The sequence below is a fragment of the Burkholderia sp. FW306-1C-G01B genome, assembly GCF_058781685.1.
Genome location: NZ_JBYSWZ010000003.1, coordinates 197,614 through 209,814, shown reverse-complemented (window position 1 = coordinate 209,814; position 12,201 = coordinate 197,614). Strand labels below are relative to the sequence as shown.

The following is a 12,201-nucleotide window of genomic DNA, read 5'->3' as shown; positions in this document are numbered from 1 at the left end:
GCAACACCCCGGCGTCGCCCCGCTCGACCCGTTGCAGTAACCGTTGGAGTGGCGCATCGCGCGCCTGCAAGCATGAAGAAACCGAATCCGCCCATCCCCTCCCCGCGCAACAAAGACCGCACGCCGCTGGTGCGCGCGGGCGCGCTGCTGCTGATGGCCGGCCTGCTGTACCTGCTGTGGCCGTCCGCCGAAACCGCGTACCTCGCGATGGAATCGGTGTTGCGCTGACGCGCATGGCCGTCCCCGCGCTGCGTTATACTTTCGAGATGGAAACCAAACCTGCCCTGCCGAACCTGCGTTGCTGGTGGCGCGCCTGACCCAGGCGGCCCGTTTCCTTTTGCATGTCCCAAACGTGATGCCGCCAGCCATGGCGGCATTTGCGTTTCTGCGCCGACATCATGGCTGGCGGCTTCGACAACCCGGAGCCAACGACCACCATGACCCACCCGAACCGCCCGACCATCCTCACCGGCGACCGCACGACCGGCCCGCTGCATCTCGGCCACTACATCGGCTCGCTGCGCGCGCGCGTGCAGATGCAGCACGAAGCGCGGCAATTCCTGCTGCTCGCCGATACGCAGGCGCTGACCGACAACATGGGCCGCCGCCAGCGCGTCACCGAGAACGTGATCGAGGTCGCGCTCGACTATCTCGCCGTCGGCATCGATCCGGCGATCTCGACGATCGTCGTGCAGTCGCAGGTACCCGAACTCGCCGAGCTGTCGCAATACCTGCTCAACCTCGTCACGGTCGCGCGCCTCGAACGCAATCCGACCATCAAGGAAGAGATCCGCCTGCGCGGCTTCGAGCGCGACATCCCGGCCGGCTTCCTGACCTACCCGGTGAGCCAGGCCGCCGACATCACTGCGTTCAAGGCGACGCACGTACCCGTCGGCGACGATCAGTTGCCGATGATCGAGCAGACCAACGAACTCGTTCGCCGCTTCAACGCGACCGTCGAGCAGCCGGTGCTGGTCGAATGCGAGGCCGTGCTGTCGTCGGTCACGCGGCTGCCGGGCATCGACGGCAAGGCGAAGATGAGCAAGTCGCTCGGCAACGCGATCACGCTCGGCGCGACGCCGGACGAGATCGCGCAGGCGGTGAAGGACATGTATACAGACCCGAACCACCTGCGCGTGAGCGACCCCGGCCAGATCGAGGGCAACGTCGTGTTCACGTTCCTCGACGCGTTCGAGCCGGACGTGCAGAAGGTCGACGAGCTGAAGGCGCACTATCGGCGCGGCGGGCTCGGCGACAGCGTCGTCAAGCGCGTGCTGAACGAACGGCTGCAGGCACTGATCGAGCCGATCCGCACGCGCCGCCGCGAGTTCGAGGCCGACAAGGCCGAGGTAATGGCGATCCTGAAGCGCGGCACGTTGCACGCGCGGGAAGTCGCGGGTGCGACGCTCGCGGAGGTGAAGGGCGCGCTGGGGCTCACGTATTTCGATTGAGCGGCGCAGGCGGCAAACGCGGTGCGAGGACGATGCGCGGCGGAAAGCCGGAGCGGCTTGTCAGGCTCCGGACGGCGCAAGGCCGCCCCGCAGGCGGTCAGCCACCGATCGGCGCCGTCATGCCCGTTCGCACCCGCTATCGTTTCCCCGTCAGCCACGCCCGCCCGCGACACCATGAGGCCAGCGGAAACGATCGGCCGGCTGATCAGGCCCGCGCAACGCGTTACTTCATCTGCATCAGTTGAATGAGGTTCCCGCACGTATCGTCGATCACGGCGACGCGTACGGGCCCCGCGTCCATCGGCTCCAGCGTGAAGTGAACACCATGCGCCGTGAGCCGCGCGAACTCGCCATCGAGATCGTCGACCTGGAACGAAGCCGCCGGAATGCCGTCTTCATACAGCGCCTGTTTGTAAGGTCCGGCCGCACGATGGTTGCTCGGCTCGAGCAACAGCTCGGTGCCGTCCGGCTGGTCCTTCGACACGACGGTCAGCCAGCGGTAGTCGCCCACCGGGATGTTGTTCTTCAGCCTGAAGCCGAGCTTGTCGGTATAGAACGTCAACGCCTTGTCCTGATCGTCGACAAAAATACTCGTCACGTAGATTCGCATTTCAATCCCTCCTGAAGCGGCAATCGGCAATCGCCGTTCGTACGGTCACGCTGCATCGTCGATAACAGGCAACGCCCGTGCCGCTATTCTTCGTCGAAATCGATGACAAACGCATAACCGCCGTCGATCCGCTTGTGCAGGCAGCCGCCGAAGTCGTCGCCGATCACCGCGTAGGCCAGCCGGATAACCGACGCGTTGCGCGCGCCCGCTTACGTGATCTGGTACGTCGATGCCGGCTCGAATTCCTCCGGCATCGCGCGGTCGCCCAGTTCGAGCACCGACCGCTCGATCGTGCGCGTCATCGCATCGAGCGCGAGCGCATTCGGCGCGAGGCCGAACGGTTCGGCGACCTCGTTCGCGATCGCTTCGAGTGCGATCAGCGTGTACGAGATGAACACGCAGATCAACGGCGTGAAGAACTCCGTCGAATCGACGAGGCCGAACGGCAGCAGCACGCAGTACGCATACACGGTGCGATGCAACAGCACGCTGTACGAGAACGGGATCGGCGTCGACAGGATGCGCTCGCAACCACCCACCGACTTGCCCAGTTCGTCGAGCTGCGTCTCGAACATCCAGCACGTCGCGTCGCTGCCGGGCGCGCGGCCCAGCGCGCGGACAATGCCGCCGCGCAGCTCGTCGAGGATCGCGACCGGCTTGAAGCATTTGCGTGCGAGCGCGCCGGCACGCTCCGCGCCGAGGATGCGCTGCAGGTCTTCGGTCGGATCGGTATGGCGCAGCTGATGCTTCAGCGCATACGTGAACGCGATCAGCAGATCGGCGAGCCGGTTGCGCTCGGTATCGCCGACGCTGTCGGGCAGGTAGCGATTCAGTTGCGACGTCACGTTGCGCGCCGCGATCAGCAGGTTGCCCCACAGATGCCGCGCCTCCTTGAAGCGCTCGAAGCTCGCGTTGTTGCGAAACGCGAGGAAGATCGCGAGCGCGAGCCCGAACAGCGTGAACGGCGCGGTGTTGAGCGGAATCTTCTCGCCGAAGATGCGCCCGTTCGTGAAGACCGCCAGCGTGCTGACGATCGCCATGAACACCAGTTGCGGAATGATCGATTGCAGCACGGAGCCGTTCCAGACGAACAGCATCCTGAGCCAGTTTTGTCGTGGTCTGACGATCATGATTGTTTCTCGACTGACAAAGGAATACGCAACACGCAACGCCCGCACCCGATGCGCAACGGCCCGCGCGTGGCGGGCCGCTTTCGGGCAGGGGACGTGCCGGGGCCGCGCTGCGCGCGATGATACGCGCACGCCCGCCGCGCCCCGTCACATCGCGCGCCGCTCAGTGATAGCCGATGTCGCCCTCGCGCACCTTGCCGCGGAACACGCGGTACTGCATCGCGTTGTACACGAGGATGATCGGCAGCACGATCACCGTGCCGACGAGCGCGAACAGCTGGCTCGAATGGCTCGACGACGCGTCCCAGATCGTCAGCGACGGCGGCACGATGTTCGGCCAGATGCTGATCACGAGCCCCGTGTAGCCGAGGAACACGAGTGCGAGCGTCAGCAGGAACGGCGTGGCCTCGTGCTGGCGCTTCACCGTGTGGAAGATGCCCCACACGCACGCGACGACGAGGACCGGCACCGGCAGGAACCAGCCGAGGTTGCCGCTGCCGAACCAGCGGTGCGCGACGGCCGGCAGCCCGATCACGGTCCACAGGCTGACGACGGCCATCACGGCGAGCAACACGCCCGCGAGCGGCTTCATCAGCAGCCGCATCTTGCGCTGCAGTTCGCCGTCGACCTTCAGGATCAGCCAGCCGCAGCCGAGCGTCGCATACGTGACGAGCACGCCGATCCCGCAGAGCAGGCTGAACGGCGACAGCCAGTCGAACGGCCCGCCCGCGAACTGGTTGTTCTCGATCTTGATGCCCTGCAGCAGCGAACCGAGCACGATCCCCTGGCAGAACGCCGCGAGCGCGGAGCCGCCGATGAACGCGAGATCCCACATGTGTTGCGTGCGGGTCGCCTTCGCGCGCAGTTCGAACGCCGCGCCGCGGAAGATCAGCCCGACCAGCATCAGCACCAGCGGCAGGTAATTCGCGGGCAGCAGCGTCGAATACACGACCGGGAACGCGCCATAGAGCCCCGCGCCGCCGAGCACCAGGAACGTCTCGTTGCCGTCCCACACCGGCGCGACGGTGTCGAGCATCACTTGCCGCTCGGACTTCGCATCGAAGAACGGGAACAGCAGGCCGATGCCGAGATCGAAGCCGTCCAGCATCACGTAGATGAACACGCCGAGGCCGATGATCGCGGCCCAGACGACAGGAAGATCGATTTGCATGATTACTCCGCTTCGGTGACGTTCAGCGGCGTGGACAGCGCGCTCTTGCGCAGCCCCGGATGCCGGTGCAGCTCGATGTACCCGGCCTGGGCGGCCGGCCCGCGCTTCATCAGTTTCATCATGTAATAGATACCCGTTCCGAACACCAGGAAATACACGACCACGAAGATCAGCAGCGACACGCCGACCTGCTGCGCGCTGAGCGGCGCGACCGAATCGACGGTGCGCAGCACGCCGTACACGGTCCACGGCTGCCGCCCGACCTCGGTCGTGACCCAGCCGGCCAGCAGCGCGACGATGCCCGACGGCCCCATGCCCACCACGAACCACTGGAACCAGCGCGTTTCATACAGGCGCCCGCCCTTTCTCAGCAGCAGCCCGAGCAGCGCGGTCAGCAGCATCAGCATCCCGAGGCCCGCCATGATCCGGAACGTCCAGAACACGATCGGCGAATACGGGCGGTCCTGCGGCGGGAATTCCTTCAGCCCGCGGATTTCGCCATCCCAGCTGTGCGTAAGGATCAGGCTGCCGAGGTGCGGCACCTGGATCGCATAGCGCGTGGTTTCGGCCTGCATGTCGGGCAGCCCGACGAGGTTCAGCGCGGTGCCGCCCTTCTCGGTTTCCCACAGCCCCTCGATCGCCGCGATCTTCGCCGGCTGGTATTCGCGCGTGTTCAGCCCGTGCGCGTCGCCGACGACGATCTGGATCGGCGCGAGCAGCAGCAGCATCCACAGCGCCATCGAGAAGCTGCGCTTCACCGGCTCGTCGCGGCGCCCCTTCAGCAGGTGCCACGCGCCGCACGCGGCGACGATGAAGCCCGCGACGATGAACGCCGCGATCGTCATGTGCACGAGACGGTACGGGAACGACGGATTGAAGATGATCTTGAACCAGTCGACCGGCACGACGAGGCCGTTCTCGATTTTGTAGCCCTGCGGCGTCTGCATGAAGCTGTTCGACGCGAGAATCCAGAACGTCGAGATCAGCGTGCCGACCGCGACCATCAGCGTCGCGAAGAAGTGCGCGCGCGGGCTCACGCGCTGCCAGCCGAACAGCATCACGCCGAGGAAGCCGGCTTCGAGGAAGAACGCCGTCAGCACTTCATACGTGAGCAGCGGCCCCGTGATGTTGCCGGCGACGCGCGAGAAGCCGGCCCAGTTCGTGCCGAACTCGTATGCCATCACGACGCCGGACACCACCCCCATCCCGAAGCCGATCGCGAAGATCTTCGACCAGAACTGGAACATGGATTTGTAGGCGGCGTCGCCGGTGACGAGATAACGCCATTCCAGCACCGCCAGGAAGCTCGCCATGCCGATGCTGATCGCGGGAAACACGATGTGGAACGACACCGTGAACGCGAATTGCAATCGTGCGAGATGGAACGCATCGAAGATTTCCATGACCGTAATTTGCTCGTGATTGTGAAAACGTCCGCCCGAAGCAGGAAATCGCGCGACGGCTTCGCGACAACACATGCGAACACAAACGATCGCTCGCATGGCATCGAAGCGTGAACGACGATATCGCGTTTGCCACGATACTCGCAATCGCGCGAACGCGTCCTGAAACTGTGCTTTCCGTCCCGGCAAAGATGTGTGTCCGGAAAAGACACAACCGGCGCCGGGCGTCGCAAGCTGTACTGCTTTCCGCGTTGCGACGCTGTGCCTGCGGCGCGCTGTTCACCGCCCTTACCATGTGATGCAACGCCTGCCCGCGGCGACGGCGCGCCCCTCGGCGCCCGCCCGGCGGCATCGATTCCCGTCGCCCGGCGTACGCGCCGGGCCCGGCCGGCACGCCGGCCGATCCGCCTGGAGAAAAACGCATGGAGTCCTGCACCCGCCGCGACGATCCGACCGGCAGCACCGCGTGTCATGTGACGCGCCATCGTGCCGGCGAAACGCGCGACACCGTCGATCGCGTCGTCGACGAAACGCCGGTTGCACTCGTGTTCAACGGCATCTCGCACACGGTCATGATGGCGACGCCGATCGACCTCGACGCGTTCGGGCTCGGCTTCGCGCTGAGCGAAGGCATCGTCGAGCGCGCGTCCGACGTGTTCGACATCGAGAGCGAATGCCGGCCCGGCAGCGCCGAAGTGCGGCTCACCGTGTCGCAGCAGGCGTTCATGGCACTGAAGGCGCACCGCCGCGCGCTGGCCGGCCGCACGGGCTGCGGCGTATGCGGGATCGAAAGCATCGCGCAGCTCGATCTGCACCCGCCGCGCATCGATGCCGCCGGCGCGGCCGCCGGCATCGGCGCCGACGCGATCGCACGCGCCGCGCGCGCGTTGCCGGCCCACCAGACGCTGATGCGCGAGACGGGCGGCATCCACGCGGCCGCATGGTGCGACCGCGGCGGCGCCGTGCTCGACGTGTTCGAGGACGTCGGCCGCCACAACGCGCTCGACAAGCTGATCGGCCGGCTCGCGCGGCGCCGCGCCGACCTGCACGCGGGTTTCGTGTTCCTGTCGAGCCGCGCGAGCTACGAACTGGTGCGCAAGGCCGCGCGGGTCGGCATCCCGATGATCGCGACGATCTCGGCGCCGACGTCGCTGGCGATCGACGTCGCCCGCGAAGCCGGCGTGCGGCTGCTCGGCTTCTGCCGCAACGACGGCTTCGTCGAATACGTGTCGCCCGACGCCGCCCATCCCGACCAACCGGCGCTTTCGCAAGCGCATCCGGCTCTCTCGTCATGCAACAACTGATCCATTTCGACACCGCGCAGCAGCATTTCGCCGGCGCGTTCGCGCCGCTGGACGCGGTCGTTTCCGTGCCCGTCGCGGACGCGGCCGGCCACGTGCTGGCCGCGCCGCTAACCGCCGTGCTCGACCAGCCGCCGGCCGACCAGAGTGCGATGGACGGCTACGCCGTGCGTCACGCGGATCTCGCGCACGGCGAGCCGCTGCGCGTCGCGCAGCGCTGCTATGCGGGCGACACGCCCGCGCCGCTGGCCGCGCGCACGGCCGCACGCATCTTCACCGGCAGCCTGATTCCGCCCGGCGCCGACACCGTCGTGATGCAGGAGCATGCGCACGAACAGGACGGCTGGGTCGCATTCGACGCGCCGCAGCGCAGCGGCTCGCACATCCGCCGCCGGGGCGAGGAAGCGCGTGCCGGCGACCTGCTCGTGCCGGCCGGCGTACGGATGGGCGCGATGCACGTCGGCGTGGCCGCCGCGCAAGGTTTCGCGCGCATCGGCGTGCGCCCGGCGCTGCGCGTCGGCATCCTGACGACCGGCGACGAACTCGTCGCGTGCGGCCAGCCGCGTGCGCCGCAGCAAATCTACAACAGCAATGCGCCGATGCTCGCCGCGCTGGTATCGGGAACCGGTGCCGGCGTTGCGATGAGCCTGCATGCGGCCGATACGGCGCCCGCCATCGATCGCGCGCTGCGCGACCTGCACGCGTGTTGCGACCTGGTGATCTGCGTCGGCGGCGCGTCGGTCGGCGACAAGGACCTGCTGCGCCCCGCGCTGGCCGTGCTCGGCGCGTCGTTCGTCGTCGGCGGCGTGCGCATGAAACCCGGCAAGCCGGTCGCGCTCGCGCGGCTCGACGCGCGGCCCGTCGTGCTGCTGCCCGGCAATCCGGGCGCCGCGATGACGGCGTTCGCGCTGTTCGTCGCGCCGCTGATCCGCTGCCTGCAGGGGCGCGACGCGTGCGTGCCGATCGTGCCGTCGCTGCCGATCGACATCGACTTCGAGCCGGATGCGCAGCGCGAGCGCTTCGTGCGCGTGCGCCGCACCATCGGCGCCGACGGCTCGGCCGTGCTCGACACGCTGCGGCAGCAAGGCGCCGGCACGCTGCAATCGCTCGTGCAGGCGAGCGGGCTCGCGCGGCTGCCGGCCGGGAAGCGCATCGCGCGCGGCGACGCGGTACCGTATTACGAATTCGCGCATTGGCTCGCATGATCGCGACGCCTATTAGCCGCCCGATGCCGCGCATTCACGAAGCATCCCGCGCCGCGAACTGTATTCCTGCAATTCGGGCGCGATTGTGTCCCTGCCGCAAAAGTCCGGCGGACTATGCTCACGATGAGGCTCGCCACGACCTGTGCACCGATACGTCGGCACGCACGCGCTCGATCGGCGACGCCCCTCCGCTTACTTCATGCAGGCCGACGACCCGATCGTGAATGCCATCGTTTCCGCCGCGCCGGCCGCCGCCGCTTCCTCCGGCGGCGCATCGCCCGGCGCCTTTCCCCGCACGACCGACACGCTCGGCCGCCCGCTGCGCGACCTGCGCCTGTCCGTCATCGACCAGTGCAATTTCCGCTGCGGCTACTGCATGCCGCGCGAAAGCTTCGGCGCCGGCTACGCATTCATGCCGTCGTCCGAGCGGCTGTCGTTCGCGCAACTGGAAAAGATCGCACGCGCGTTCACGTCGCTCGGCGTCGAAAAAATCCGCATCACCGGCGGCGAGCCGCTGCTGCGCCGCAATCTCGAGGCGCTGATCGAACGGCTCGCGGCACTGACGACCGTCGACGGCAAGCCCGTCGAAATCGCGCTGACGACCAACGGTTCGCTGCTCGCCGCGAAAGCACGCGCGCTGCGCGACGCAGGGCTGTCGCGCGTGACCGTCAGCCTCGATGCGCTCGACGACGCGGTGTTCCGCCGGATGAGCGACGCCGACGTGCCCGTGTCGCGCGTGCTGGCCGGCATCGAAGCCGCGCATGCGGCCGGGCTCGCGCCGGTCAAGGTCAACGCGGTGATCGAACGCGGCGCGAACGACGACCAGATCCTGCCGCTCGTGCGTCACTTCCGGCATAGCGGCGTGGCCGTGCGCTTCATCGAATACATGGACGTCGGCGGCGCGAGCTTCTGGTCCGGCGACAAGGTCGTGCCGGCCGCGCGGATGCGCGAGCTGATCGACGAGCACTATCCGCTCGTGCTGGTCGGCGAACCGGGGCACGACGCGACCGCGATCCGTTGCGCGCACATCGACGGCGCCGGCGAGGTCGGCTTCATCGCGAGCGTGTCGCATCCGTTCTGCGGCACCTGCTCGCGCGCACGCGTGTCGGCCGACGGCAAGCTTTATACGTGTCTGTTCGCGACCCAGGGCACCGACCTGCGGCCGTGGCTCGACGACGCGGCGCCGGTCGACACGCTCGCCGCCGCCGTGCGCGATCGCTGGACGCGGCGCGACGACCGCTATTCCGAGCGCCGGGCCGCGCGGCCGGCTCGTGCGCCGGGCAAGACCTATCCGACCGTGCGCATGTCGCTCGTCGGCGGCTGACGGGCCGCCGCGCGATACAGGGCGCACCGCCTACAGGAGAACCGTGATGACGAGCTTCACCGAATCCCGCGCCGGGCTGCCGGACGATCCGTTACGCGCCGGCAGCCATTCCCATTCCGCCGACGCCACCGAACCGCACACCGAGCCGCACACCGAGTCGCCCCCGGCGATTGCCGCCGGCTTCGAAGTGCGCGTGCAGTATTCGGCGATCGACGCGGGTGCCGAGCTTGCACCGATCGTTCGCAATCCGAATGTCGGCGCGGTCGTGAATTTCCTCGGTGTCGTGCGTAACGAAGGCGACGTCGACGACGTCGTCGCGCTCGAGGTCGAGCACTACCCGACGATGACCGAACAGGCCCTGTGGAGCATCGTCGAGGAAGCCAGCGCGCGCTGGCGGCTCGAAGCGGTCAGGATCGTGCACCGCGTCGGGCGCATTCCGCTCGGCCAGGCAGTCGTGCTGGTCGTGGTGGCTGCCGCGCATCGCGGGTCCGCGTTCGATGCGTGCGAATTCCTGATGGACTTCCTGAAGACCCACGCACCGTTCTGGAAGAAGGAGATCCGGCACGACGGCGAATCCGGCTGGGTCGAGGCGAAGGCGCACGACGACCAGGCAATGCGGCGCTGGGGATGACCGCGCCCGCTTCGCGTTTTCCGATTCCGCCGATTCCGCCGACTCCGATTCCATTCAAGACATCGCGATGAAACTGACAATCAAATACTTTGCAAGCATTCGCGAGCAACTCGAAACCGACGAGGAAATCGTCGAGATCGATGCGCGCGAACTTACCGTCGATGCGCTGCGCAGCACGCTGGCCGCGCGCGACGCGCGCAGCGCCGAAGCGCTGCGGATGGACCGGCCCGTGCGGGCGGCCGTCAATCTCGAGATGGTGACGGGCGGCTTCGTCGTGCGGGAAGATAGCGAGGTGGCGTTTTTCCCGCCGGTGACGGGCGGGTGACATGATGATGGGCCGCAATTCGTCACGACGACGACGGACCCGTGCAGCACACGCCCGCGGGTTTCGAGAAGTACCGCCGGGCGGTCGGCGTCGCGGCGCTGCCGAAGGATTTCGGCGTGCCCGGCGTGTTCACCGGGATCGCGGCGTTCATGCTCCCGGAGGCCGTGATCACGGGGCCGCTGCATCGACGGGTTGAGTCCGCACCGGTAATCGGCCATTCGACTCGGCGAAATGGCCGGAAGCCGTTGTCATCGGTCGAACTTGATCAAGTCCTTGAAGATCAGCCGACCCCAGCTTTTCCCGCGCGCATGCACAAGCAGTCCACCTTCCGAAAGCCCGCCAAGTTCGATTGGCGCGAAACCGAGATTTTCCGCAAGCTCGCCAATCTTCGCTGCGGCGCCGTCATCGTCGCTCGCGAGAAACACGACTCTCCTGCCGCCGTGGACGGCCGGATCCTGATCAAGGACGGCCGCGACCAGATGGTTGAAGCCTTTCACCAGCCTTGCTCCGGTGAACACCTTCGCGACAAAAGCAGAGGACGGGAGACCGCTCAGTTCCTCAAGCGGGGCCTGCGTGTTCATCGCGTCGACGATGGTCTTCCCCGTCCAGTCGGGCAGTGCTTTTGCGACCTCCGGGTGCGACTCGAAACGAACTGCCAGAAAGATGATGTCCGCCTTGACGGCTTCAGTCAGGGTTTTGGGAATAATCGTGGGTCCGATCGCGGCTGCCTCGGCTGCAAAGCTTTTCGGGTCGCGCGTGGTTGCAACGGCCACTTCGATACCGTTGCGGGCGAACGCCCTGGCCAGCGCCTGGCCGATCTTGCCGAAGCCGATGATTGCGTAGCTCAAGAGTTTCTCCTTCGGTTTTTTGGTGCGGTCAGAGCTTGTAGCCGCCGCTCGCTTCGATCGTCTGGCCGGTCACCCAATGGCCATCATCGGAAGCCAGGAACGCCACGACGGCGGCGATTTCCGAAGGCTCGCCACAGCGTCCCAGCGCGATTTGGGCCTCGAGCGCCTTGACGAGTTCGGGGTTCTCCCGCAAGGCTGCGTTCGCATCCGTTCGCGTGTAGCCCGGCGCCACGGCGTTCGCGGTGATGCCACGCGGCCCCAGCTCGATTGCGAGCGTATGGGTCAGGGTGTTGATGGCCGCTTTCGCCATCGAGTAGACGGGCGCAGCCGTCACGGGCTTCGTTGCGGCAGCGGAAGAAATGTTGATGATGCGTCCACCATCGGCGAGACGATCGAGAGCGGCCTGAATGATGAAGAAGGGCGCGCGGGCGTAGACCGCCATCAGGGTGTCCCAACTCTCCGGCGTCGCGTCCTTGAAGCCAACCCAGCCGGAATTGCCGGCGTTGTTGACCAGAATGTCGAGGGCCTTGCTTCCGTTGCGCCGGGTGAACTCGTCGTCAAGTCTCTCGAACAAGGCCGGGACGGTCGCCGGGTCGACGAGATCCGCATGGATCGCGAACGCGGTGCCGCCCGCTTTCTCGATGGCCGCGACCGCCTCGTCTGCGCCGGATTTGCTGGCATTGTAGGTCAGCGCGACCAACGCGCCGTCCTTTGCAAGACGTTCGGCGATGGCGCGGCCAATGCCCCGCGATGCCCCGGTAACGAGAGCTGTTTTGCCCTTTAGAGATTGTGTCATTCGTTT

Annotated in this window: 14 protein-coding genes; 7 read left to right on the top strand and 7 right to left on the bottom strand. The window is 66.9% G+C overall.

The window, feature by feature from the left end; genetic code table 11:
• Positions 1-72 precede the first annotated feature (72 nt).
• Positions 73-228, top strand: coding sequence for a hypothetical protein (locus AC3WLY_RS08360; protein WP_425131959.1), 156 nt, complete (start codon positions 73-75; stop codon positions 226-228).
• Between the two features lie 209 nt (positions 229-437).
• Positions 438-1,451, top strand: coding sequence for a tryptophan--tRNA ligase (gene trpS, locus AC3WLY_RS08355; protein WP_425131958.1), 1,014 nt, complete (start codon positions 438-440; stop codon positions 1,449-1,451).
• Between the two features lie 223 nt (positions 1,452-1,674).
• Here the strand turns inward: trpS and AC3WLY_RS08350 are convergent, their stop codons facing one another.
• The 4 genes from AC3WLY_RS08350 to AC3WLY_RS08335 form a co-directional block, all read right to left on the bottom strand.
• Complete coding sequence (locus AC3WLY_RS08350) at positions 1,675-2,061, bottom strand: VOC family protein (RefSeq protein WP_175961800.1); 387 nt, start codon at positions 2,059-2,061, stop codon at positions 1,675-1,677.
• A 209-nt stretch (positions 2,062-2,270) separates the two neighbouring features.
• Entirely contained in the window at positions 2,271-3,191 is a 921-nt protein-coding gene (locus AC3WLY_RS08345) for a bestrophin family protein (RefSeq protein ID WP_492310541.1), read from the bottom strand.
• 163 nt (positions 3,192-3,354) lie between these two features.
• Entirely contained in the window at positions 3,355-4,362 is a 1,008-nt protein-coding gene (gene cydB, locus AC3WLY_RS08340) for a cytochrome d ubiquinol oxidase subunit II (protein ID WP_072437801.1), read from the bottom strand.
• A 2-nt stretch (positions 4,363-4,364) separates the two neighbouring features.
• On the bottom strand, positions 4,365-5,765 hold the full coding sequence (locus tag AC3WLY_RS08335; RefSeq protein ID WP_425131957.1) for a cytochrome ubiquinol oxidase subunit I: 1,401 nt from the start codon (positions 5,763-5,765) through the stop codon (positions 4,365-4,367).
• Positions 5,766-6,187: 422 nt separating this feature from the next.
• On the opposite strand from AC3WLY_RS08335, the gene fdhD reads away from it, so the two are divergent.
• The 5 genes from fdhD to moaD all read left to right on the top strand — a co-directional run bounded on the left by fdhD (position 6,188) and on the right by moaD (position 10,551).
• A complete protein-coding gene (gene fdhD / locus AC3WLY_RS08330) occupies positions 6,188-7,069 on the top strand; it encodes a formate dehydrogenase accessory sulfurtransferase FdhD (RefSeq protein WP_175961803.1) in 882 nt (293 codons plus the stop codon).
• Entirely contained in the window at positions 7,057-8,271 is a 1,215-nt protein-coding gene (locus tag AC3WLY_RS08325; protein WP_492310542.1) for a molybdopterin molybdotransferase MoeA, read from the top strand. Before fdhD ends, AC3WLY_RS08325 begins: the two co-directional genes overlap by 13 nt.
• A gap of 199 nt (positions 8,272-8,470) precedes the next feature.
• Positions 8,471-9,595 carry a GTP 3',8-cyclase MoaA gene (gene moaA / locus AC3WLY_RS08320; protein WP_175961805.1) on the top strand — a complete coding sequence of 375 codons (1,125 nt, stop codon included), beginning with the start codon at positions 8,471-8,473 and terminating at the stop codon, positions 9,593-9,595.
• 46 nt (positions 9,596-9,641) lie between these two features.
• Positions 9,642-10,226: a molybdenum cofactor biosynthesis protein MoaE gene (locus AC3WLY_RS08315; protein ID WP_492310543.1), complete on the top strand. Its 585-nt coding sequence runs from the start codon at positions 9,642-9,644 to the stop codon at positions 10,224-10,226.
• Positions 10,227-10,293: 67 nt separating this feature from the next.
• Positions 10,294-10,551, top strand: a complete 258-nt coding sequence (gene moaD / locus AC3WLY_RS08310) for a molybdopterin converting factor subunit 1 (protein WP_131947243.1) — start codon at positions 10,294-10,296, stop codon at positions 10,549-10,551.
• A 22-nt stretch (positions 10,552-10,573) separates the two neighbouring features.
• On the opposite strand, the gene AC3WLY_RS08305 is transcribed toward moaD, so the two are convergent.
• The 3 genes from AC3WLY_RS08305 to AC3WLY_RS08295 form a co-directional block, all read right to left on the bottom strand.
• The gene (locus AC3WLY_RS08305) at positions 10,574-10,702 is read right to left on the bottom strand and encodes a hypothetical protein (protein ID WP_492310544.1); all 129 of its coding nucleotides are present in this window, start codon (positions 10,700-10,702) and stop codon (positions 10,574-10,576) included.
• 97 nt (positions 10,703-10,799) lie between these two features.
• Positions 10,800-11,399: an NADPH-dependent F420 reductase gene (locus AC3WLY_RS08300; protein WP_175961807.1), complete on the bottom strand. Its 600-nt coding sequence runs from the start codon at positions 11,397-11,399 to the stop codon at positions 10,800-10,802.
• A gap of 28 nt (positions 11,400-11,427) precedes the next feature.
• Entirely contained in the window at positions 11,428-12,195 is a 768-nt protein-coding gene (locus tag AC3WLY_RS08295) for an SDR family NAD(P)-dependent oxidoreductase (protein ID WP_204420804.1), read from the bottom strand.
• Between the last annotated feature and the right edge of the window lie 6 nt (positions 12,196-12,201).